This window comes from Rhizobium sp. TH135, assembly GCF_002855515.1.
Lineage (GTDB): Bacteria > Pseudomonadota > Alphaproteobacteria > Rhizobiales > Rhizobiaceae > Allorhizobium.
In genome coordinates, this window is record NZ_PKRP01000002.1 from 358,986 (window position 1) to 381,575 (window position 22,590).

General features: G+C 62.1%; 20 protein-coding genes. All 20 read left to right on the forward strand.

Annotated features, from left to right (window positions below; all coding sequences use genetic code 11):
- Positions 1–7: 7 nt before the first annotated feature.
- The 20 genes from C0V73_RS06765 (at position 8) to C0V73_RS06865 (ending at position 22,589) form a co-directional block, all read left to right on the forward strand.
- Positions 8–253, forward strand: a complete 246-nt coding sequence (locus C0V73_RS06765) for a zf-HC2 domain-containing protein (RefSeq protein ID WP_102019239.1) — start codon at positions 8–10, stop codon at positions 251–253.
- An 87-nt stretch (positions 254–340) separates the two neighbouring features.
- Positions 341–1,570, forward strand: coding sequence for an ABC transporter substrate-binding protein (locus C0V73_RS06770; protein ID WP_102019240.1), 1,230 nt, complete (start codon positions 341–343; stop codon positions 1,568–1,570).
- Between the two features lie 96 nt (positions 1,571–1,666).
- Complete coding sequence (locus C0V73_RS06775) at positions 1,667–3,301, forward strand: ABC transporter permease subunit (protein ID WP_245407898.1); 1,635 nt, start codon at positions 1,667–1,669, stop codon at positions 3,299–3,301.
- A 2-nt stretch (positions 3,302–3,303) separates the two neighbouring features.
- Positions 3,304–3,975, forward strand: coding sequence for an ATP-binding cassette domain-containing protein (locus C0V73_RS06780; protein WP_102019241.1), 672 nt, complete (start codon positions 3,304–3,306; stop codon positions 3,973–3,975).
- Positions 3,968–5,071, forward strand: coding sequence for an FAD-dependent oxidoreductase (locus C0V73_RS06785; RefSeq protein ID WP_102019242.1), 1,104 nt, complete (start codon positions 3,968–3,970; stop codon positions 5,069–5,071). The genes C0V73_RS06780 and C0V73_RS06785 overlap by 8 nt, the downstream gene beginning before the upstream one ends.
- Positions 5,072–5,171: 100 nt before the next feature.
- Positions 5,172–6,956, forward strand: coding sequence for an SLC13 family permease (locus C0V73_RS06790; RefSeq protein ID WP_348627172.1), 1,785 nt, complete (start codon positions 5,172–5,174; stop codon positions 6,954–6,956).
- 111 nt (positions 6,957–7,067) lie between these two features.
- The gene (locus C0V73_RS06795; protein WP_102019243.1) at positions 7,068–7,874 is read left to right on the forward strand and encodes a transglutaminase family protein; all 807 of its coding nucleotides are present in this window, start codon (positions 7,068–7,070) and stop codon (positions 7,872–7,874) included.
- 89 nt (positions 7,875–7,963) lie between these two features.
- Complete coding sequence (locus C0V73_RS06800; protein ID WP_102019244.1) at positions 7,964–9,016, forward strand: AI-2E family transporter; 1,053 nt, start codon at positions 7,964–7,966, stop codon at positions 9,014–9,016.
- 204 nt (positions 9,017–9,220) lie between these two features.
- Positions 9,221–9,466, forward strand: a complete 246-nt coding sequence (locus C0V73_RS06805; RefSeq protein WP_102019245.1) for a hypothetical protein — start codon at positions 9,221–9,223, stop codon at positions 9,464–9,466.
- A gap of 2 nt (positions 9,467–9,468) precedes the next feature.
- Entirely contained in the window at positions 9,469–9,756 is a 288-nt protein-coding gene (locus tag C0V73_RS06810) for a DUF1488 family protein (protein WP_102019246.1), read from the forward strand.
- A 669-nt stretch (positions 9,757–10,425) separates the two neighbouring features.
- The gene (locus C0V73_RS06820; RefSeq protein ID WP_102019248.1) at positions 10,426–10,689 is read left to right on the forward strand and encodes a hypothetical protein; all 264 of its coding nucleotides are present in this window, start codon (positions 10,426–10,428) and stop codon (positions 10,687–10,689) included.
- A 78-nt stretch (positions 10,690–10,767) separates the two neighbouring features.
- Positions 10,768–10,971 carry a hypothetical protein gene (locus tag C0V73_RS06825; protein WP_102019249.1) on the forward strand — a complete coding sequence of 68 codons (204 nt, stop codon included), beginning with the start codon at positions 10,768–10,770 and terminating at the stop codon, positions 10,969–10,971.
- Positions 10,972–11,068: 97 nt separating this feature from the next.
- Entirely contained in the window at positions 11,069–13,348 is a 2,280-nt protein-coding gene (locus tag C0V73_RS06830) for a glycosyltransferase family 4 protein (RefSeq protein WP_102019250.1), read from the forward strand.
- 38 nt (positions 13,349–13,386) lie between these two features.
- Positions 13,387–14,700, forward strand: coding sequence for a glycoside hydrolase family 130 protein (locus C0V73_RS06835; protein WP_102019251.1), 1,314 nt, complete (start codon positions 13,387–13,389; stop codon positions 14,698–14,700).
- Between the two features lie 34 nt (positions 14,701–14,734).
- Entirely contained in the window at positions 14,735–15,901 is a 1,167-nt protein-coding gene (locus C0V73_RS06840) for an AGE family epimerase/isomerase (protein WP_102019252.1), read from the forward strand.
- Positions 15,902–16,040: 139 nt separating this feature from the next.
- Entirely contained in the window at positions 16,041–17,222 is a 1,182-nt protein-coding gene (locus C0V73_RS06845; RefSeq protein WP_102019253.1) for an FAD-binding domain-containing protein, read from the forward strand.
- Positions 17,219–18,538 (forward strand): AarF/ABC1/UbiB kinase family protein, encoded by a 1,320-nt coding sequence (locus tag C0V73_RS06850; protein WP_102019254.1) that lies wholly within the window; start codon positions 17,219–17,221, stop codon positions 18,536–18,538. Before C0V73_RS06845 ends, C0V73_RS06850 begins: the two co-directional genes overlap by 4 nt.
- Before the next feature lie 390 nt (positions 18,539–18,928).
- Positions 18,929–19,942, forward strand: coding sequence for a substrate-binding domain-containing protein (locus C0V73_RS06855; protein WP_102019255.1), 1,014 nt, complete (start codon positions 18,929–18,931; stop codon positions 19,940–19,942).
- A 75-nt stretch (positions 19,943–20,017) separates the two neighbouring features.
- Complete coding sequence (locus tag C0V73_RS06860; protein WP_102019256.1) at positions 20,018–21,574, forward strand: sugar ABC transporter ATP-binding protein; 1,557 nt, start codon at positions 20,018–20,020, stop codon at positions 21,572–21,574.
- A 13-nt stretch (positions 21,575–21,587) separates the two neighbouring features.
- Positions 21,588–22,589 carry an ABC transporter permease gene (locus C0V73_RS06865; protein WP_102019257.1) on the forward strand — a complete coding sequence of 334 codons (1,002 nt, stop codon included), beginning with the start codon at positions 21,588–21,590 and terminating at the stop codon, positions 22,587–22,589.
- Position 22,590 lies beyond the last annotated feature (1 nt).

A 22,590-nucleotide genomic window follows, 5' to 3' on the forward strand; every position in this document is an offset into this window, starting at 1 on the left:
CTGAACCATGTTTCGATGCAGTGAAGTCGCCGAGCGTGCCAGCCTTCTGATCGATGGCGATCTCGGCTTCTGGCCGCGGCTGAACATCAAGCTGCATCTGGCCATGTGCCGGGGATGCCGGGCCTTCGTCGAGCAGATGCGCATCACCCATGATCTGACCGCCATGGCAGGCGCCATGCATGATCCGGCGCCGAGCGAGGAGATCAAGGCCGCACTCGCACGACGACAGATGGGGTCTGGCAAGAAAACGTGAGATCCGCCGGATTTCTGAACCGTAATTCAAACAGGAGCCGCAACGCCTCAGCGTCCGGCGGTCGATTTTGAGGGAGTAGGGCACACAATGCGATTGATGACAGGGATTTTCGCCGCCGCACTGATGGCAGCCACAAGTATCATTCCGGCGAAGGCCGCTGGCCCCGAGCTGACCGATTGGGCTGCCCTCGAAAAGGCAGCGTCCGGCCAGACGGTCTATTTCAACGCCTGGGGCGGGTCTGAAAACATCAACGCCTATCTCGAATGGGTCGGCGCCGAAATGCAGTCACGCTACGGTGTGACCGTGGTGCAGGTAAAGCTCGAGGATACCGCAAGCGCGGTTGCCAAGGTGATCGCCGAGAAAGCCGCCGGCAAGAACGAGGGCGGGTCGGTCGATCTCATCTGGATCAATGGCGAGAACTTCGTCTCGATGAAGCAACAGGATCTGCTTCTCACCCCCGGCTGGGCAACGGCGCTGCCAAACTGGCGTTATGTCGATATCGAGAACCAGCCCACCATCTTGACCGACTTTACGGAGCCGACGGACGGGCTGGAAAGCCCCTGGGGCGGCGCGAAGATGGTCTTCTTCTACGACAGCGCCCGCACCGACGCATCAAACCTGCCGGACAATGCCACCCAACTGCTCGACTGGGCGAAGAACAACCCCGGTCGCTTCTCCTATCCCGCGCCCCCTGATTTCATTGGCTCCTCATTCCTGAAACAGGTGCTGAGTGAAGTGATCGCCGATCCCGCCAAGCTGGCAAAGCCCGTGGCCGAGGAGAGCTTCGAGCAGGATGTCGAGCCGCTGTTTGCCTATCTCGACCAGTTGCATCCGGTGGCCTGGCGTTCGGGCAAGACCTTCCCGCAGAACTATCCTGATATGAAGCAGAAGCTGGCTGACGGCGAGTTGGACATCATCTTCGCCTTCAATCCGTCCGAAGCCTCTGCCGGCATCAAGGCGGGCGAGCTGCCTGAGACGGTACGCTCCTTCACCTTCTCCGGCGGCACGCTCGGCAACACCCATTTCGTCGCCATTCCCTACAATGCCAATGCCAAGGAGGGGGCGCTGCTGACAGCGAATTTCCTCATCTCGCCGGAAGCCCAGCTTCGCAAGCAGGACCCGACCTATTGGGGTGACCCAACCGTTCTTGCCATGCCGAAGCTTCCGGAGGCGGATCGTGCCGCCTTCGCAGCCCTAGACCTCGGCGTCGCAACGTTGACACCGGACAAGCTCGGCCCGGTGATTGCCGAGCCGCATGCGAGCTGGATGGTGCGTATCGAGGTCGAATGGCGCCGGCGCTACGCCAGCGGCAACTAAGCTGTGACAGCCCGAGCGACCGATTGCTCTTTCTTAGCCGGACTGACCGCACGTCTCCCGAGGAGTGCGGTCGCCCTCACGCTTGGCCTTCTGGTCTTGCCGATTACGTTCGGGCTCCTCGGCACGCTGCTGCCGGCCTTCGGCTATCTGCCCGCGCTCGGCGGAGATGACCTCAGCCTGCAACCCTTTCGAGCCCTTGTGGCGACACCGGGTCTGGCCACAGCCTCAGTCTTGAGTGTGGCAACTGGGCTCGCCGCCACGTTCATCTCTCTCGGCATCACGCTGATCTTCATTGCGAGTTACGCGGGCACACCGACGCTGTCGCGCCTGCAGCATCTGCTGTCGCCCCTGCTGGCGGTTCCGCATGCGGCCGCCGCCTTCGGCTTTGCTTTCCTGATTGCCCCGTCAGGCTTCCTCATCCGCCTCGTCGCGCCACTTCTCGGCATCGACCGGCCGCCGGATATTCTGATCCCGCATGATCCGATGGGCCTGACGATGATCGCGGGCCTTGTGATCAAGGAAACGCCCTTCCTCTTTCTCGTCACGCTTGCAGCCCTGCCGCAGGTCGAACTCCCGGCGGCTCGGAGGCTTGCAGCCTCTTTCGGCTATGGACGCATCGCAGGCTTCGTCTACCTGCTCTGGCCGGCGCTCTACCGCCAGATCCGTTTTGCCGTCTATGCTGTCATTGCCTACTCGTCCTCTGTCGTGGACGTGGCCCTGATCCTCGGCCCTAACTTGCCCGGCACGCTGGCAACCCGGCTCGTCCAGTGGATGAATGATCCGGATCTGTCCGCGCGTTTCCTCGCCTCGGCCGGTGCCGTTCTGCAACTCGGCCTAACGCTGTCCGCACTGCTCACCTGGTTTGTCCTGGAGCGGCTGGCGTCCGTCCTGCTTCGCCGCACGAGAGAAAAAGGATGGCGGTTCCTGCGTGACCAGTTCCTGCGCCGCGCATCGATCCTGGCCGTCGGCCTGATCGGCGGCGCGGTGTTTGCAGGCCTTGCAACTCTGGCCCTCTGGTCTCTCGCCGGCCTCTGGCAGTTTCCCGATCTCCTGCCGCAGAGCTTCACGCTGAGGAGCTGGATGAGTGCCCTGCCGCGCATCGCCGACCCGCTGGTGACGACGCTGGTGACAGGCCTTGCCTCAACGCTCATGGCCATCCTGCTGACCATCGGGTGCCTCGAACGCGAGCTTCAGACGGGACGCAGCGTCGGCGAGAAGGCGCTGTTGATGCTCTATCTGCCGCTGATCGTGCCGCAGATCACCTTTGTCTTCGGCCTGCAGCTTCTTTTCATTGGCAGTGGCGGCGGCGAATACAGGCTCACAGCCCTCGTGCTCGTCCACCTCGTCTTCGTGCTGCCTTATGTCTTCCTCTCGCTGGCCGATCCCTGGCGGGCACTCGACCGCCGTTACGAGATCATCGCCGCGGCCCTTGGCCGGTCGCGGATTTCGGTGCTCCTGTCGGTCCGTCTGCCCATGCTGATCCGTCCGATCCTGACGGCGCTCGCCGTTGGCTTTGCCGTCTCGGTCGGGCAGTATCTGCCGACATTGCTGATTGGCGAGGGGCGGCTCTCGACCATCACCACGGAGGCCGTCGCTCTCGCCTCTGGCAACAACCGTCGCGTCATCGGAGTCTATGCCCTGCTGCAGACCATCCTGCCCTTCCTCGCCTTCGCGCTCGCGGCTCTGATCCCCGCGGCCCTCCACCGCAATCGCCGGGACATGAGGGTGTGACGATGCTCCAGCGACAGCCCACCCCCGGCCTTTCACTTGCGAATATCCTGATCCGCCTCGGCGATGTCAGCCTGATCGAGCTCACAGCAGACGTGCCTTCCGGTTCGGTCTTCACCGTCATGGGACCATCGGGATCCGGCAAATCCACCTTGCTGTCTTATGTCGGTGGGTTCCTCGATCCGGCGTTCCACGCGAAGGGCGCCGTCTCCGTCGACGGCGTCGATCTGCTGTCGCTGGCACCAGAAGCGCGCCGGGCCGGGATCCTCTTTCAGGACCCGCTGCTCTTCCCGCATATGTCGGTCGGGGCGAATGTTGCTTTCGCCATTCCGGCAGATGTCGCGGATCGCCGCCAGCGCCGGCAGATCGCGGCAGACATTCTGGCCGACATGGACCTCACAGGTTTTGCCGACCGCGACCCGGCCACGCTTTCCGGCGGACAGAAGGCGCGGGTGGCGCTAGCCCGCGTTCTCGTCTCGCGGCCCCGATTGCTGCTGCTCGACGAGCCCTTCTCCAAACTCGACATGGAGCTGCGTGCCCAGATGCGCGCCTTGGTGTTCGAGCGCGCAAGGACCGCCGGCCTACCGGTCATTCTCGTCACCCATGACGAAGCCGATGCCGAGGCTGCGAGCGGTCCTGTTCATCGGATCGGCATCAAGGAAACCTCGGATGGCTGAGACGAGTGCACGGACAGGCCCAGTCGTCCTTCTCGGCGGTGGCCACGCCCATGTCGAAGTGGTGCGCCGGCTGGGCGAGCTCGGCTTCGGCGCGCAGATCACGCTGGTTTCACCCTCTCGCCATGCACCGTATTCCGGCATGCTGCCGGGCCACATCTCGGGGGAATACAGTTTCGACGACTTCCACATCGATCTGGCCGCCCTATGCAAAAGCGCTGGCGTTACCTTCCTCGAAACCTCCGCAACTGGCATCGACCCGGAACGCCGCGTGGTCTCGCTCGCGAGCGGCGAAAGCCTCGGATACGGCCTGCTCTCGATCGATATCGGCTCCACCCCATCACTGCCCGAGGGTATATCGACCGGCATCTCCGTGAAGCCGATCGCGAGATTTGCCGATCGGCTTGCGCGGCTCGATGCGCTGGCGAGAGAGGGACGGCTCTCGACACTGGCGGTGGTCGGGCAGGGGGTGGCGGGTGTGGAGGTGGCCTTTGCGCTGAAACGCCGGTTGCAGGGACGCGGTATCGGTGTTTCCCTCGTCGGGCGTGCCGCAGAGCCGGTTCCGGAGCGTAGCCGCTGGTCGCGGCGACTGCTCGAACGCGAAATGCGCAAAACAGGCATCGCTCACCATCCGGCTTTCGATGTCGTGGCTTTTCGCGACGGCGAGCTCGTGTCGCGGGACGGACGGCGGCTCTCGGTGGACGAGGTCGTCTGGACGACGTCGAGCGGCGCGCCCGCCTTCCTGCGCGAGACGGGCCTCCAACTCGACGAAAAGGGTTTCATCCGCGTCGACGAGACATTGAGATCCCTATCCCATCCGCAGATCTTCGCGGCTGGCGACGTTGCATCCCTGCCGAGCCCCCGTCCGAAGGCCGGCGTTTTCGCCGTGCGTCAGGGACCGGTGCTGGCCGAGAACATCCATCGGAGCCTCGTGGATAAAAGCCTCGCGCCCTATCGTCCGCAAACCTTCTGGCTGGTCCTGATCTCGCTCGCCGACGGACGGGCCATTGCCGACAAATGGGGCTTCGCGATCCTCGGTCGTTGCGTGGCCCTTTGGAAGCACCGCATCGATAGCCGGTTCATGCAGCGCTACCGCTGAACGCGGCGCCTAGCGCCGGTCTCCGATATTTTTTCCGACCCGTGGAGCCAGCATCGGGGCTGCGCGTTTAGCAACGTGATTATTCGGGGGCTTTACATAAATGATGATGACGTACTTCGCGGGCTATGAGGCTCAGGTTGCGCTTGGGCTGGTGGTCTTGCTCTTTGCGATGTTCGTTTGGGAGAAATATCCGGCCGAAGTGACAGCCTCGGCCGGTGCGGCGCTGTTCATCGTGCTCGGTTTCGTGCCGACCGACAAGGCGATGGCGGTCTTCTCCAATTCTGCACCGCTGACCATCGCGGCCATGTTCGTCCTGACGGGCGCACTGGTCCGCACAGGGGTGCTGGAAAGCGTCGCAGGCATCGTTCTCGAACGGGCCAAGACCTATCCGAAGCTGGCGCTCGCCGTCTTCCTGTTGACGGCACTCGCAGCCTCCGCCTTCATGAACAATACGCCGGTGGTCCTGGTGCTGATCCCGATCGTGATCCGGCTTGCCGCAGCGCTCGACATCGCCGCCACGCGCCTCCTGATCCCCGTATCCTATGCAGCGATCCTGGGTGGCACATTGACCTTGCTCGGCACTTCCACCAGCCTGCTGGTCGATGGCGTCGCGCGCAGCCAGGGCATGGAGCCGTTCTCGATTTTCGAGATCACGCCGGTCGGTCTCGCTGCGGCCGGGACGGGCATCCTCACAATGCTGGTCCTGGGCAAGTTCCTTCTGCCGGATCGGCGCGAAGAGGGCAGCGAACTGGCCAGCCAGGATGATGCCGAATACCTCTCGGAACTGACCGTGATGACCGATGGTCCCTTCACCGAAAAAACCATCGGTGAGATCGCGGAATTCAAGCAGCCCGGTCTGCGGATCGTCGGTCTGCGATCTGAGGGCAATGTTGTTCGCAAGGACGTGCCGTCCCTTAAACTCAAGAAAGGTGACGCGCTGATTGTGCTTGCCAAGTCCCCCGAGCTGCTCACCTTGAACAACCTCGAAGGGTTGCGGGTCGGGCAACGGCGAGGAACGGCGGGCGACGGCGAGAAGGTTGTCGTGGAAGCCGTCGTGGCACCCGGCCGCTTCAGCTACGGTACGCTCCTCTCCAGTCTGTCCCTTGGCCGCCGCTTTGGCGTCCGCATCCTGGGTGCCCATCGTCACCGGCATGTTCCGGGACCCGATCTCGGCAATGTCCGTTTGCGCCCCGCAGACAAATTGCTGCTCGAGGGGACTGCCGAAGCGCTCGACGAACTGTCACACGAAAGCGATCTGGTATCCGTCACCCGCTCGACGGCGCGTGCCTTCCGTCCGACCAAGGCGCCGCTTGCGCTTCTGGCGCTGGGGCTTGTTGTTGTACTTGCAGCCTTCAACGTCATGGACATTGCGATCCTTGCGATGATCGCTGTCCCGGCCATCCTCATCCTGCGCTGCATCGATGCGGATGAAGCCTGGGGTTCGATCGAGGGTGGGATCCTGATCCTCATCTTCGCGATGCTGGTCATCGGCCAGGGTCTGCAGGAGACAGGTGCGGTCACTCTCGTGGTCGATGCGGCCATGCCGATCATGTCGACGGTGTCGCCCTTTGCCGTCTTGCTTCTCGTCTATGTGCTTGCCTCGACGCTGACGGAATGCGTGACCAACAATGCGGTTGCCGTCATTCTGACGCCCATCGTCATCAGCCTCGGACAGCAACTGGGTGTCGAACCGCGGGCACTGGTCGTGGCCGTGATGTTTGGTGCAAGTGCCAGCTTTGCAACGCCGATCGGCTATCAGACAAACACGCTTGTCTATGGTGCGGGCAACTACCGCTTCAGCGACTTCGTCAAGATCGGACTGCCGATGAACATCATCGTGGGTTTCGCGTCGTGTTATGCAATCTATCTGTACTATGGTCTCTGAGGAGGCCGAAACGGCAAGGTCTGGGATCAGCGCAGCGATCGAACGGAACGCCAGCGCCTGCGGATCGTTGCGTCCCTTGAGTCCGGCCAGCTATTGCAGAAAGGCGGTATCATGAGGATCCGCGCAGGGTTTCATATCGAATATGAATGCCAGAACGAGACGCCGATGCTGCTCGTCCTGAAAATTCACCCATCGCGAGAACGGGATCTCTTTACCGAACAAAACCTCTCCTTTAGCCGCCCGATTTCCCATCGCGACTATCTCGATGCCTATGGCAATGCCTGCAGCCGGATCGTGGCGCCGCCCGGCCGGACGGTGATCTCGGCCAATTTCGAGGTGAGCGATAGCGGATTGCCGGAGTTTCTGCCCGAACAGGCCGTGCAACTCCCGATCCAGGACTTGCCCGATCATGTCTTGGTCTTCCTGCTGGGCAGCCGCTATTGCGACACCGACCGCTTGGCCGATTTCGCCTGGCAGCAGTTTGCCGAGACGCCTTTGGGCTGGCCGCGGGTGAAAGCCATCTTGGACTTCGTCCACGGCCATCTCGTTTTCGACTATGACAGGGCTGACCCGATGCGAACGGCCTATGGCGGCTTTACCGAGCGGACGGGTGTTTGCCGCGATTTCGCGCATCTCACCATCACGCTTTGCCGCTGCCTGAACATCCCCGCCCGCTACTGCACCGGATACCTCGGCGATATCGGCGTGCCCAGGGATCCGCACCCCATGGATTTCAGCGCCTGGTGCGAGGTCTATCTCGGCGGCCGCTGGTGGACTGTCGACGCGCGGCACAACAAGCCCCGCATCGGGCGCATCCTGATGGCGAGAGGTCGCGATGCCACCGATGTCGCCCTCTCGACCGCATTCGGCCCTGCTACACTCACCCATTTCGAGGTCGTGACGGAAGAGATTGCGTGACGGGTTACGCAGCGCGTGAGCCGGGCGACCACTGAGCCTCGATGAATTCCAGATGCTCTTGCGAGCACTGACAGAAGGAACGTGCCGCCATGTCCATCCAGAGAGCGAGCTTCTATGTGCTGCTTGTCGTCGTGACGGTCGCTTTCCTGTGGCTTCTCGTTCCCTATTACACGGCCGTGCTCTGGGCCGTTATTCTGGCGATCCTGTTTTTCCCGCTGCACAAGCGCCTGGAGCGCTTTCTCGGCGGCCGAAGCACCATCGCGGCATTGCTGACGGTCCTTCTTTGCATATGCCTCGTCATCCTGCCGGCACTCGCCCTCTTGGCTTCGCTCGTCCAGGAGGGGACCAGCCTCTATCAGCGCGTCAGCAGCAATGAGATAGACCTTAATGCGCATCTCCTGCGCCTTCAGTCGGTGCTTCCAACATTCGTCGACGATTGGCTGAACTCGTTGAAGCTCGGCGGCTTCTCCGAGCTCTGGGCAAAGCTCTCCTCCGGCGTCATGGAGGCGGGGCAGTCGATCGCAGGCGGTGTGTTAAGCTTCGGGCAGAACACGCTTCAGTTCTTCATCAGCATGGGCCTGATGCTTTATCTCTTGTTCTTCCTGTTTCGCGACGGCGCCTCTTTGGGACGGATGATGCGCCATTCCATCCCGCTGAGCGACGACTACACGCGGCAGTTCCTCGACAAGTTTGCCGCCGTGGTGCGTGCGACCGTCCGTGGCAATGTCATTATCGCGATCATCCAGGGGACCATCGGCGGGATCAGCTTCTGGGCGCTCGGGATCGAGGCTGCACTCTTGTGGGGTGTGGTCATGACCTTCCTGTCGATGCTGCCGGCCGTCGGCGCCGCGATCGTCTGGATCCCCGCTGCGATCTGGCTTTTCCTTGTCGGCGCATGGATCAAGGGCATCATCATGGTGGTGATCGGCTCCCTCGTTATCGGCCTGGTCGACAACCTGCTTCGCCCGCCACTGGTGGGGCAAGGGGCAAGGCTTCCGGACTATGTGGTCCTCATATCGACCGTTGGCGGGATCTCGCTGTTCGGCATCAGTGGTTTCGTCATCGGCCCCTTGATTGCAGCGCTCTTCATTTCCGCCTGGTCGCTGTTCACCCAGCAGCAAACGCAGGCGCCGAAGGCATAGAATTCGATAGTTCCGACCTGAATCGGACTGTCGTCATTTATAAGCGGAACAAAACAAGGGTGATCGCGGTTACACCTTTTGAACGAAGGTTGCTGTCCTTGCAATTTTTGATTTAGACGCCATATTGAGTGCAATGACAGCCATTGTAAGGGCGTTGTCATTTTCCGGGCGGCACTCACCCGAGCCCCAACAAAGGAGGACGACATGTCTTCCGACGACATCAAGCAGTCCATCGACAATGCGGACGTCAGCATCATCAGAGATGTGCTGCGACAAACGGGTTTTCAGTTTGAAGAGCCCATGGCTGAGCTTGACCGGATCGCCGCACGCCATGTCATGGAGCTTTATCAGAAGGGAATTCGGGAGCCCGACCGTCTAATTGCTGCGCTCAGCGCCTGGGCAACAAGTGTCTCGACAACACGGTATCAATCCAAGTCTGTGGAGATCTAATCATGACGCTGTCCTTTAACAACCCGACCAGAAGCTATGACGAGCGCCGCGGTGTCATCCGGTTTATCGGTCACGACGGATTGAACCAGATCCTGTTTCTGTTTCCCGTCGAACTGCTCGATCAGGCTGCTCCGGCGCCGAGACTGCATGAGCAGGGCTACCTGATGGCCTTTGATCGGTATCGCACCAAGATCATCGCGATCGCGCAGGCGATGTACAAGCAGAACAACCGATCGATGATCGAACTGGACGCGGGTGCGGTAGGTTCGTCCCTTCGCATCGCAAACTGATTTCAGGCAGGTCACGCATACCCGTGCCTTCGGGCTGAGGAGACGTCCATGCATTTGGAAATCGTGTTGCCAATCATGAAGACGGAGACCGGCGAACGTCCTGAAGGACGGTTCTTCGCTTCGTCATGGTAGTCCGGCTGAGTTCGAGGTCTGTCGGCTCGATCACCGATCCGCGCATCCTGTCGGCGCTTCGCAAGCGGTCCACCCACGCGGCTTCCAGTCAGGAGGTCGAGCAAGGCGCGGACGATTTGGCTGAACAGGCACCGGCTGCCCGGATTGGCGAGCGCAGGACCATGCGGATTGGCTTCTCCTTACCGAACAGGCCGGGTGGTCCGTCACAGGAGATCGCCTTGTCGCGGTGGGAAAACGAGGGTGGCAGTGCTTCTGAGGCGCGCACACCCCGGACCTCCGCGTTGGAGGTCGACGATGGAGAAACACTCTAAAATCGTCGTCCTGGCCGATGTTCGCTCAAGCCTCGATGCCGCGCGTGCATCCATGCGGAATGTCGTCAAGATCAGGCGTCCGATCGATCCGCGCGAGGTCTGCAGCATTCTCCTGTTCGCGCACAGGAAACGGCCCTTTCAGACGCCGAAACCATGAAGGTCCTGATGACCCGGCGATATCCGCCAGCGTTTGCCCCCTGGATCGACCAAGAGAATGGAGCTTTGCATGTTTACCCGAACGAAGACCAGGACGGTGCATTTCGATGGCCCTTTCACGCTGGCGGGCCTCGATGGAACCTATCCAGCAGGCGACTACCAGGTTCAGGACGATGAAGAACAGATCACCGGCATCTCCTGGCTCGCCTATCGGCGGATCTCAACCGTGATCGAGGTCGTGACCGGCAAGAAGAAGAGCTTGATCGATATCGATCCCTCCGACCTCGACGCAGCGCTCGAAAAAGACAAGCAGCCGGCCAGCCGGAGAAACTGATCTCGCCATCTGGCCCGCACCGAAGGCCGGTAACCGTCGCGTCTGAACTCACCTTTTGCTCACCAATGGAGAACGCCCATGCCCTCTCATCGCTTTACCGTCGGACAGATGGTTCGTCTCGTTACCACCAAGGGCCTCTCGCCGGCTGCTGCCGTCACCTACACGATCGAAGCCCCCATGCCGGCTTACCAGAACAGCCCGCAATACCGGCTGTGGAATGCCGAACTGCACCAGGGACGCGTCGCCCTGGAGCGGGATCTCGAGGCCGTCGGATCGCTCTGATCCCTGAGCCGAGGCGCATGTATCCACGATCTGGACGCGCGTTGCGCCCCGGCAAATATCGGCGAGATATCGCCACCAAGTTCTGAAGGGAACGCAGATGACAAACCGGACACGTATCGCCTTCATCGGCAATTCCCTTCCGCGCCAATGCGGGATCGCGACATTCACCAGCGATCTCTCCCAGGCAATGGCCGATGCGGCGGAGCCGATCCGCACGAGCATCGTCGCCGTGACCGACCCCAAGCAGAGCTATGCCTATCCGGAGGAAGTGATCTTCGAGATCCGTGAAGACGAGATCGAAGATTACGTGACCGCCGCACGCGTGCTCAATGAAGGGCGCTTCGATGCCATTTCGCTCCAGCATGAGTTCGGAATCTTCGGCGGCCCTGATGGCGAATTCATCCTCGCGCTCCTCGACAATCTGCGTATCCCTGTTGTCACCACCTGCCACACCATCCTCGCCGAACCCACACCCTCGCAACACCGCGTCTTGCAGAAGGTCGCCGCCCACTCCAGCCGTGTCGTCGTCATGGCCGAGAAGGGGCGCACCCTGCTGACGGAAATCTATGGCGTCGCTCCCCAGAAGATCGATGTCATTGCCCATGGCATTCCCGATCGTCCCTTCCACGATCCTGAGATTGCCAAGGTCGAGCGCGGTTACGCCGGCCGCCCCGTCATCCTGACATTCGGCCTTCTCTCCCCGAACAAGGGCATCGAGGTGGTCATCGACGCCATGCCGGCGATCCTGAAGCAGAGCCCCGACGCGGTGTATGTCGTGCTCGGCGCGACGCATCCGACCCTTCTGCGCACGCAGGGCGACAGCTATCGCGACGGCCTGCGCCAACGCACCGAGCGGCTCGGCGTCGATCACGCCGTCCAGTTCCTCAATCGTTTTGTCGACCTGCCGACGCTTCTCGACTTCATCGCCATGAGCGATGTCTACGTCACGCCTTATCTCGATGAGGCGCAGATGACCTCGGGCACGCTCGCCTATAGCTTCGGCATGGGCAGTGCGGTCGTGTCGACGCCCTATTGGCACGCATGCGACCTGCTGGCGGATGGCCGAGGCATCCTCGTGCCCTTCGGCGATGCAGCCGCCACCGGCGAGGCAATTGCCTCCCTGCTTGGTGATGATGTTGCAAGGACGGCGATGCGGAAGCATGCCTATGACGCCGGCCGGTCAATGATCTGGTCGCATGTTGCCACACTCTATCTCGACAGCATGGCGAAAGCCCGCGCGGCCTATCGACCGAAGCTGGTCAGCGATCTGATCTCTTTGCGGATCAAGCGTCCGCCACAGCAGACGGCCCTGAAACTCGGCCATCTGCACACGATGTGCGACGATACGGGCATCTTCCAGCATGCTGTGTTCTCGGTCCCGGACCGATCCCACGGCTACTGCGTCGACGACAATGCGCGGGCACTACTTCTGTCTTCGCTGCTGTCCGCAGTTGGCGAGACTGGCATAGCGGACCGGATGACGGCATCCTTTGCCTCCTTCGTCGAACATGCCTTCAATCCGGATACCGGCCGTTTCCGCAACTTCATGAGCTTCGATCGCCGCTGGCTCGAAGACGAGGGATCCGAGGACAGTCACGGACGCACGCTTTGGGCGCTCGGAGCCTGCACGCTCTCGGACACCGATGCACCTCGTCGTCGCTGGGCGAGTGCCCTCTTCGCGCGGGCCATGACCGCCACGCTCGATTTCCGCTCCCCGCGCGCCTGGGCCTTCACCCTGCTCGGCCTCAACGACTACTGCACCGCCAACCCGCAAGATGCCCACGCCCGCATGCTGCGCGTCCGGCACGCGGAAAACCTGATGGACCTGGAACGCCGGGTGTCGAAAGGCGAGCGCCGCTGGTTCGAGGAGGGGCTGTCCTATGAAAATGCCCGCCTGAGCCAGGCCCTGATCATCACGGGTGAGGCGACCAAGGTTTCCGCCTTCGTCGAGACCGGTGTGGCGACGCTGCAATGGCTCATGACCCAGCAGACGGGGGAGGCAGGCCAGTTCCGCGCTGTCGGCACGGAGGGCTTCTTCGAGATCGGGCAGGCACCGAAACTGTTCGATCAGCAGCCGGTCGAGGCGACGGCCACCGTGTCAGCCTGTCTCGCTGCCTATGAGGCGACCTCCGACAAGACCTGGATCGAGGCTGCCAACAAGGCCTTCGACTGGTTCACCGGCAGCAATGACCACGGCATCTCGCTCGTCGATCCCGAGACGGGCAGTTGCCGGGATGGGCTGCATGCCGATCGTCCCAACGAAAACCGGGGGGCGGAATCCGTCCTCTGCTACCTGATCTCCTGCATCGAGATCGGCCGCGCCAACCAGATGCTGCGCCCCGTGCTTCCGAGGATCGGCGTCAGGCAATTGTCCTGACCCGACCCTCCCATGCCCAGAACTCCGAAGGATCTTCCTTGCCCCATTCAAGCCTTCTCAATCGGCAGGCCCTCTATTTGAAGCCTGATCCCACGCGGGTCATCGTTCGCCCTTTCAAACCGTCGACCGAGCCGCGGCATCTCAATCCGCGTGACAAGACGAGGGCCAACGAAATCGTCGACCGCGTGCTGTCTCTCGACCCGACGGCCACGGCAAACCAGCTGCGCGATATCCTTGCCAATTTCGACGGCCGGCATCGCAATCTGCTGCGCCAGTTCGAGCTGCGGGCCGATGCCATGGAAGATGCCTTCCAGCACCACCAGCAGTTCAGCCAGCAGGAGCGGCAACTGGTCGGCGCCTATTTCATGAACGAATATTCGTTTGAGTCAGCTGCCCTGTTCAACCCGAGCATCGTGCCTCACCCGGATCAATCCGGCATTCCGGATGGCAGCACGCGGGTGATCATCAGTCTGAGGGCTGTCGGCGAGGGGCATATCTCGTCCCTGACCTTCCGCTCCGGTGTTATCGATCCGAAGGGGGCGGTGACCATAGATGCCCCGACGCGGCTGGCTGGCCTGCCCGATATCCACGCAAGCGATGGCCTGGCGCCCGCCGGCTGCATCGGGCTTGCCTTCAAGAGCGAAAGCGAACTCAGCGAGCGGGTCATCTTCCCGGTCACCGAGGCGCAATCCAACGGCATCGAGGATGCCCGTTTTGTGGCCTTCGATGACGATGGCAAGACGATCTACTTCGCGACCTACACCGCCTATAGCGGCTCCTCGATCCGCTCGGAGCTTCTCGAGACCACGGATTTCCTCAACTTCACCCTGACGCCGCTCCATGGTCCGGCCGCCCGCAACAAGGGCATGGCGCTCTTTCCCCGGAAGATCGACGGGCACTACGCGATGATTGCCAGGCAAGACAGCGAGAACCTGTTCCTGCTCTATTCGGATGATCTGCATCATTGGGACGAAGGACGGCTGCTGATGAAGCCGGAATTCGCCTGGCAGTTCGTCCAGATCGGCAATTGCGGTTCACCGGTCGAAATCGACGAGGGGTGGCTTCTGTTCACCCACGGCGTGGGACCGATGCGGCGCTACGCGATCGGCGTGACGCTGCTCGACAAGAACGACCCGAGCATCATCCTGTCGCGCACGGTCGAACCCCTGCTGCAGCCGGAACCGACGGAGCGGGAAGGCTATGTCCCGAACGTCGTCTACTCCTGCGGTGCCATGCGCCATGGCGATCTGATCGCCCTGCCTTATGCCGTCTCCGACACCTATTCCAATTTCACCACGATCAAGATCAGCCGGCTTCTGGAGACTATGCGCCCGATTGGCGCGACATCGTGAGCGGCGAGGGGCTTGGTCCGAAAGGCTCCGGGCCATGACCCTCGCTTTGCTCAAATCCTACTTCTTGGAAGAGATCCTCCCGACCTGGGCTAAGTCCGGTTTCGACGACAGCTGCGGACAGTTCGTCGAGCATCTCGAGCTCGACGGATCGCCCCAGAGATCAGGTGGGGTGCGAACACGTACGGTGGCACGGCAGATCTATGTGCACGCGCATGCCGCCCATCTTGGCGTTGCCCCGTCCGGGTCGCTTGCCATGGCAGAGCGTGCTTTCGCCAATCTCCACCGTGTCGCCTGGGTCGGGGGCAAGCGTAGCGGCTATGCGCGCGCCTTCGACCGCCGCACAAAGACAGTGACCGATCCCGTTCGGGACCTCTACGACAATGCCTGCGTCCTTCTCGCCCTCTCCTGGCTGCTGACAGCGACCGGCAAGGACCTTTATCGCCATCAGATCGACCAGATGGTGATCGCCATCGACCGGACGTTGAAGGATGCCTTCGGCGGCTGGGCCGAAGACAGCGACGGCACCCTGCCACGCCGGCAGAACCCGCACATGCATTACCTCGAAGCCACGCTGGCACTCTGCGAAAACAATCGGACCTCGACGCATATGCGGGCGGAGAGCAAGGCGTTTGCCCTGCTGCGCTCGCATTTCCTCGTAGGACCAAAGGGCCCCTTGCACGAATTCTTCGGCCCTCGTTGGGAACTCGCCGAGCAATATGGATCCGACCGACTGGAACCCGGTCATATGTGCGAATGGGTGTGGTTGACCAAGCGCCACGACACCCTCGCGCACACTGACCACACCGCGATCTGTCTGGACCTGCTGTCCACCGCGCTCACGATCGGACGAACGAATGACTCGCTCTTCCTGGTCGATGCCGTTTCCGCATCAAGACCAGTCAGCCCGTCGCGTCGGCTCTGGCCGCAGGTTGAGATGCTGAAGGCATTCCTGGCGCTCCACGAGCGTCTCGGGCTTGGGATTTATCTGGCTCAGGCGGCCGACGTGGCCTCTGCTATGCTCGCCACATACATGGCCGATGCCCCCGACGGCTGCTGGCATGACTGCCTGGATCTCGCGAATAAGCCGACCGCCGGCACGATCCCGGCGAGCTCGCTGTATCATCTCTGGACGATGGTCGCAGACCTGGTCGAGAGCGACAGGCAGATGGCCCCCATAAGATCAGAAGCAAAAGCCTGCTAGAGGTCTCTCTCGCTCCAGATCTTTCTCCACCCCAAAGTCCGTCTGCCTCCGACATCCGTAGAGGATGTGGCAGGCAAGTCGCTCCATCTCCGGACCGCAGAAGCGTCTGCCATCGGCATTGAAAGAGCTTGGAGCCAGCATGGCAGATACCGGAATTCCCCTGACCCGCGACGCGGCCTTGCGCCGTCTCGATGCCTTCCTGCCGGCTGCGGCCGGGGCTTATGCGCGGTTGCGCAACAAGGAAAACGGGCAGGGCGGCCATGTGCATGTATCGCAGCTGTCTGCCGCGCTGCGCAGGCGTTTGGTCAGCGAACGGGAGGTCGTCGACGCTGTGCTTGAGCGGCATGGCCTGGTCCCGGCCGAAAAGTTCGTCAGCGAGGTGTTCTGGCGCACCTACTGGAAAGGTTGGCTGGAGCAGAGGCCTTCCCTCTGGGAGGATTACGGCAAAGCGCTCGACCGCGCACAAGTGCGCCTGGAGACGTTGAACGATGTCCGGAAGCGCTACGCAGCGGCGGTGGAGGGTCGCACCGGAATAGACTGTTTCGACGCCTGGGCCGACGAGCTGGAGCAAACCGGCTACCTGCACAACTGGGCGCGCATGCAGTTTGCCTCGATCTGGATCTTCACCCTCGGCCTGCCCTGGGAACTCGGCGCCGCCCTCATGTTCGACCGTTTGATCGACGCCGATCCGGCATCGAACACTTTGTCCTGGCGCTGGGTCGCCGGCCTTCATACCGCCGGCAAGGCCTATCTGGCGGATGCCGAGCGGATCAGGTCGATGACCGATGGCCGCTTTGCGCCGAAGGATCTCGCCCGCACGGCCCGCATTCCCGCAGATACCCTGGACGTGCCGCAACCCACACCCATTCGACAGATGCGTGCGCCGGACCCTTCAGCCGCGACGCTGCTCCTGCTCACAACCGAAGACCTGTCCGTCGAGCGGATCGACCAGATCCGCGCGCTCCCTGTGAAGGTGATCGCGGCTCTAGAAGGCCGGAATGACTGGGACCGGATAGCCCTTGCCGACGGCCTCGCACGCGCCTCCGAGGTATGGCCGGAGGCGGCAATTACTCAGGACCTTTCGACCACTGCCCTCCCGGACACGGCCAAGTCGAGCGGCTGCACGCAGATTGCGACCGCTTTCCTGCCCGTGGGACCAGTCGCTTCATCCATCGCGCCGCTTCAGGCAGAGTTCGCCCAACGCGGCATCGTGCTTACAGAATACCTGCGGGACTGGGACCGCAGCAGCTGGCCTTATTGCCGAAAAGGCTTCTTCGGGCTCAAGGAGAAAATTCCAGCCCTCCTGCAGGCGTCGCTATGAGTGACCGTGATCGCTACAGACCGGTCCCGCAGGGCCGATTGAGCCGGTTGGCGGCACTTGGGCAGATCGCCGGGGGCGTCGCCTCGGGAATGGTCGCGGAAGGTTTGAGCCGCCTTGCGGCTGGCGAAAGGCCCCATCTTCGCGATCTTCTCCTGACGCCGTCGAATGCCCTGAAGGCGGCCGACCAGCTCTCTCGCATGCGGGGCGCTGCCATGAAGCTCGGCCAGATGGTGTCGCTGGAGCCCGGTGAGTTTCTGCCGCCGGAGCTCCAGTCCGTCTTCTCGCAGCTTCGAGCCTCTGCGCATTTCATGCCACCTGGCCAGCTTACATCAGCACTATCCAGTGCCTGGGGTCCGGACTGGCGGCGCCATTTCAGCCAGTTCGAGATGACCCCGATCGCGGCAGCATCGATCGGTCAGGTGCATAGGGCAGTGCTTGCCTCTGGTCGCAAGGTTGCCGTCAAGGTCCAATATCCAGGCGTTGCCAGAAGCATTGATTCCGACATCGACAACGTGGCGACCTTCCTGCGCCTGTCGGGTCTGCTGCCGGCCAGCCTCAACATCGCGCCGCATCTGGCCGAAGCCAAGCGCCAATTGCGCGAGGAGGCGGACTACCTGCGGGAGGCCGAGGAAATGCGCAGGTTCGGCGGACTGCTTACTGGCGACCCACGTTTTGTCGTGCCTTCGCCGGTCGAAGAACTCTTGCGGCCGACGGTGCTACCGATGGATTTCGTCGACGGCGTTCCGCTCGAAACCCTTGCGTCGGCGCCGCAAGCAGACCGCGACGCGGCAATGACGGCGATGTCCGATCTGGCGCTGCGCGAACTCTTCACCTTCGGCCATATGCAGACCGATCCGAACTTTGCCAATTATCTCTGGCAGCCTGGGGAAAGGCGTGTCGTCCTGCTCGACTTCGGCGCCGTGCGCCCCGTTTCCGCCGAAAGCGCCGAAGCCTACCGCGTCCTGCTGCGGGCCACGCTTGCCGGCAGCGTCAAATCCGTGTGCGATGCGCTGGTCGATATGCAATACCTGTCGACGGCACAGATTGATCGCCATGGGCGCACGCTGGACAATATGACCTCTATCGTGCTCGATCATCTCCTGAAGGGTCCAGGAGGCCTTGTCGATTTCGGCGACAGGGGACCGCTGGTCGCCGTCAGGGAAAGGTCCGTGCCACTCTTCGCCGACCGGGCACTCTGGGCCCTGCCGTCGCCCGACAAGATGTTTCTGCAGCGGAAGATTACCGGCCTTGCATTTCTCGGCATGAAACTGCGCGTCCGCCTGCCACTGTCCGCGATGCTTGCCGATTATGCTTGAACGCCACGTTCCGTCCGTCTGTCAGATGCCTGCCATGGCTCACGATGCACCCTGCAGCCAGATGAAGCCCCAGCCAGTAGCCTGAATGGCGACAGCCATTCACGAGGCCCGCTCGAGGTGTCAGCCGCGAAGCTGCCACCCACGGCTCGACTTGCGCTCTCGCGGCGCCGCTTTTCCCCTGTGCCGAGCATGCCATCGATCCTCCGAAAAGCCTGTAGTCCCCGTGCGATCTCTCCGTTGCGCTGCCCTTGAGTGAAAAAAATTTCAGCTGTAAAAATATTATGCAGACATGATTGACGCGAGGACCGGCGTGCATTAGAGATCACGTCACGCAATAAATTCTGACAGTTGAATTTTATTGCGCTTGTCTTTGATCTCTGGGAGGGGAAAATGCTGAAGTCTTTGAAGGCCGCCACCGCCATCGGCCTGGTTGCCGCCGCCGCCATTGCCGGGTCCGTTCTGCCGGCCTATGCGGAAGGAAAGTTTGCCTGCGAGCCGGGTGAAACCTATGTCATGAACGTGATGGTCTCCGGCCATCCCTATTGGGTTCCGGTCTTCGAAGGCTTCAAGCAGGCCGCCAAGGCACTCGGCTGCGAGGCTGCCTTCACCGGCACGCCGGAATACGACATCACCAAGCAGATCGCGTCTTTCGAACAGGAAGTCGTGAAGAAGCCGAAGGGCATCCTGCTGCATCCGATGCAGTCAGATCCGTTCATCGAGCCGATCAACCGGGCCATCGACTCCGGCATCTCGGTCACGACCTTTGCGGCAGACTCGCCGAAGTCCAAGCGCACGGCCTACATCACCTCCGACAACGTCGCCGAGGCGAAGTTTGCGGCCGAAGAGATCGTCAAGGCGCTGGGCGGCAAGGGCGAATATGCGGTTCTCGAAAACCCGGGCCAGAGCAACCACGATCTGCGTGTGACCGCGCTCATCGACTACATGGAACGCACCCATCCGGACATGAAGCTGGTCGGTCGCCAGGCGACGAACCAGGATTCCAACGCGGCCTATCAGGCGGTCGCCGCCATGCTGCAGGCCAATCCGAACCTCGGCGCGCTCTGGATCCCTGAAGCCGGCTCTGCCGAAGGTGCGGTTGCGGCCGTGCTCGAAGCCAAGAAGAAGGTCCTGATCCTGCACGCCGACATCACGCCCACCACGCTCGAACACATCAAGCAGGGCAACATCCACATGTCGGTCAATCCGAACCAGGGCATCCAGGGCTTCATGGGCTTCATGAACACCTTCCTCGGCGCCCATCCGGAACTCATCGATCCGTTCAACGACTACAAGGTCTCGGGTTTCAACCCGATGCAGGTGCCGTCGATGGACAATGGCTTTGCCGTCATCACCAAGGCGAACGCCGCATCCTTCGATCTCAACGAATACATGAAGGGGCGCTGAGCGCCGACCTGCATGACCCCGGCGGCGCGTCTCGCGGCGCCGGGGAAGTCGAAGTGATGGAAGGGGAGGGATGTCATGGCCGAGGTCGTCCTCAGCATGACGGATGTGCACAAGTCGTTCGGACCGGTCCAGGCCCTGCGTGGCGCCCAACTGGAACTGCGCCGGGGCGAGATCCATGCGCTGGCCGGCGAAAACGGTGCGGGCAAGTCGACGCTGATGCATATCATCGACGGCATCCTGCAGCCCGACCGCGGCGAGATCCGTCTCGACGGTGCCCCCGTTCGCATCGCTTCGCCGAATGCCGCCAATCGGCTCGGCATTGGCTTCGTCCACCAGGAAATCGCCCTCTGCCCGGAGATCTCTGTCGCCGAAAATATGTTCATGGCCGAAACGGGCCGCAGCCGCACGCTTTTGATGGATTATCGCGCACTGGTCGTCCGCGCCGGTGAGATCCTCAAGGAAATCGGCGATATCGATCCGAGGCGCCGTGCCGGCGATCTCTCGATATCGCAGCAGCAGATCGTCGAGATCGCCAAGGCGCTGACGCTCGACTGCCGTATTCTGATCCTCGACGAGCCGACGGCGGCCCTGACCGAAACCGAAGCGCAGACGCTGTTCAAGATCATGCGTCGCCTCGCCGATCGCGGCATCGCGATCATCTACATTTCCCACCGCATGGCGGAGATCTTCCAGCATTGCGACCGGATCACCATCATGCGCGACGGTTGCCACATCAAGACGGCGGAGGTCGCGGCGATCACCCCGGAAGATGTGGTGAACAGCATGGTCGGGCGCGTGCTCGACAAGCTCTATCCGCCCAAGCAGGCCCCGGACGCCAAGTCGGATGGTGCCATCCTCTCGGTGCGCAATCTGACCGAGGGGCGCAGGGTCTCCAACGTCAGCTTCGACTTACGCAAGGGCGAGATCCTCGGCCTGGCCGGCCTGATCGGGGCAGGACGCAGCGAGATCGTACGCGCCATCTGCCGGCTGGAAGGCAAGGCTGAAGGCGAGGTTGTGCTTAAGGGCCGGAAACTTTCTCTCCGAGACTATCGCGACAGCATCCGCGAGGGGCTGGTCTATGTCTCCGAGGATCGCAAGGGCGACGGCCTGTTTCTCAACATGTCCATCGCCAGCAACGTCTCGGCGCTTGATCTGAAACGCGTGGCCAATCCCTTCGGTCTGATCAGCCGCCGACAGGAAACCGCGCGTGCGGAGCACTACGGGACGCGTCTGAAGCTGCGCTCCAATGGGGTGGGCGACGCCGTCAATACGCTCAGCGGCGGCAACCAGCAGAAGGTTGCGCTCGCCAAGATGTTGTCGGTCGAGCCTGAGGTGGTCTTCCTCGACGAACCGACACGGGGTGTCGATGTCGGCGCCAAGGCGGAGATACACCGTCAGATCCGGGATCTCGCCAATGAGGGCGTCGGTGTCATCGTCATCTCCTCCGAGCTCCCCGAACTGATAGGGGTGAGCGACCGGGTCCTGGTGGTGCGCGAGGGGCGCATCACGGGTGAGGTCACAGGTGCCGAGATGACCGAAGAACGGATCATGCAGCTTGCATCGATCAGCAGTCAGTTGACCCAGGGCGATACTTCGCCCGTGGACGTTACCGCGTCCCAGGGCAAAGCATGAGGGAGTGGGACAAATGGTAACGATCGACACACAGCAGCACGCAGGCTCGGCCGCCGAGCGCCGGGTTCAGTGGTGGACACCCGCAATCAAGGCACGCGAGACGGGCCTGATCGTGATCATCCTGACGCTGTTCACGGTGATGTCTTTCATCTCGCCTTACTTCCTGACGGTCGACAATCTCCGCGCCATGGCCATGGCCTTTGCGGTGGAGAGCATCGTGGTCGTGGGAATGACGATCCTGTTGATCTCGGGCGGCATCGACCTATCGGTCGGCTCCGTCACGGCGCTCGCCATGGTGGTCGCCGGCTGGCTGTTCCTGAACGGGATCGATCCCTGGGCCGCCGCCGCCTTTGCCATCGCGGTCACAACTTGCATCGGCATGTTCATGGGCTTTCTGACCACCGTGGTCGGCCTGCACCATTTCATCGTTTCGCTCGGCGTCATGGTGATTGCCCGCGGCGTCTGCCTGCTGGCGACGGGTGGTCGACCGCTCGGGCTTTTTTCCCTGCCGCCCGAGTTCAAGTTCATCGGCCAGGGCGTTGTTTACGGCATCCCGCTCGTCATCATCATCTTCGTGGTCGTCGTAGTATCTTTCGACTTCCTGCTGCGCCGGACCACGGCCTTCCGCAAGGTCTTCTATACCGGAAGCAATCCCAAGGCGGCCGCCTATTCCGGCATCCGCGTCGGCCGCGTCGTCTTCGCCACCACCACGCTTTGCTCTGCGCTCTGCGGTGTGGCCGGCGTCATCTACATGGCCCGCTTCGGCTCCGCCCAGCCCAGCTTCGGCGTCGGCATGGAGTTGAACGTGATCGCGGCGGCCGTCATCGGTGGCGCTAGCCTATCGGGCGGTGCCGGCACGATCTTCGGTGCCATCCTCGGCGCGGTCCTGCTTTCGGTGGTTTCCAGCTCGCTCTCCTTGCTCAACGTATCCGTTTACTGGCAGGACATCATCAAAGGTAGCATTCTGCTCACCGCAGTGTTGTTCGACCACTACCTGGTCAAGCGTCGCCGCTGAG